Raw genomic sequence first — 1,237 nt, 5'->3', positions numbered from 1 at the left:
AATGGACTTTTTCATCCTTTACTTATCAATTATTCACACCTAAAAACTTGAAAGGTTGTGCTGGTTTAAAGTCTTTAGCAGTATTACCATTATAGATTTCACCATTTGCAATAGATAACTTCATTACAGGTGCACCCTGTGCCAAATCCATATCCTGAAGATTTACCCAAAATGTATTTGGAGTCAAGCTCGATTCGAAAAAGTAAGTCAGGTTTTTACTATCTGATACTGTTCTCCATTCTGTTGTGGAGATTTCAGGACTCTGAGGTGTTGATATGCCGTAAGGAACTGATATGTTACGAATTACACTGAATACACTGGCAATCGCTATTTTTTCGTTATCTGTTTTAGGAAGTGCATCAATATAAAAGCTAGCTCTTACAAAACGATCGGTAGCGCGATTGGTTCCAGGTAGGAACGTTAATCCACCGATTGATTTCCAATAGTCATTCAATGCCAATTGTTTGTCATAAGTAGGCGAGTTAGTCATCACCTTATACTCTGTGCTGTGGTGAATATTCAGCTTTCCATTTATGTATTCAAAAATAGCATTATCGCCTGTAGCATCTGAAATGGATAGATGCAATGTCGCCATTCTCGATCCGTCAGGCATCTGATCCGATACTACCTGAAAGGTATCTCCTTCTACAAAAGAAACGGCTTCGTTTACTGTTGCAAAATTATCTAGCATATATTGTACCCATGCAGCAATAGTAAGCCCCGGTTTGTTCTGATCTCTTGCAGGATATTCCGACTCGGATAGCCAAAGCAGATTAGCTACTAATCCTTTTTCATTCATACCATCTGTACTTGCTATTTCAAAAGCTGAGGTTACGACACTGCCATATTTAGATGTCCACTTCAATGAATTTTGACCTGTTTCACCATTACGTTCCATTCCTCTAGGGAATACCCAAATATTACTTGCTAACTCGGTTTTCCAATCCATCGTACGACCTGTTACTACCATTCCATTAGTCCCTGTATAAACTACTCTTGTACATGCTTCGGCTTTTGAAGCTAAACTTAGTGTTGTTAACGAACATAAAAAAATAAATACTTTTTTCATAATTTTTTATTTTAATGTAAATTAAAATCCTTTTATTGCTTTAATAGGGTTTACCAAATTGATTATTTTGGCTTATCTATTTATAATATATTCTACAAATTTGTATTCCAAAAGTAGGTAAATTGTGAGTAAAAAGAAGAAGAAAATCAATTAGAAAGTCGTTAGAAT

Annotated in this window: 1 protein-coding gene; it reads right to left on the bottom strand. The window is 35.5% G+C overall.

Going from position 1 to position 1,237, the window contains the following annotated elements; translation table 11 throughout:
• Positions 1–25: 25 nt before the first annotated feature.
• Positions 26–1,069, bottom strand: a complete 1,044-nt coding sequence (locus IR022_RS09855; RefSeq protein ID WP_194203577.1) for a linear amide C-N hydrolase — start codon at positions 1,067–1,069, stop codon at positions 26–28.
• Between the last annotated feature and the right edge of the window lie 168 nt (positions 1,070–1,237).

The organism is Dysgonomonas sp. GY617 (assembly GCF_015233815.1).
Lineage (GTDB): Bacteria > Bacteroidota > Bacteroidia > Bacteroidales > Dysgonomonadaceae > Dysgonomonas_A.
Note: the sequence above shows the minus strand (reverse complement) of the source record. Positions and strands in the feature narration are given on the sequence as shown.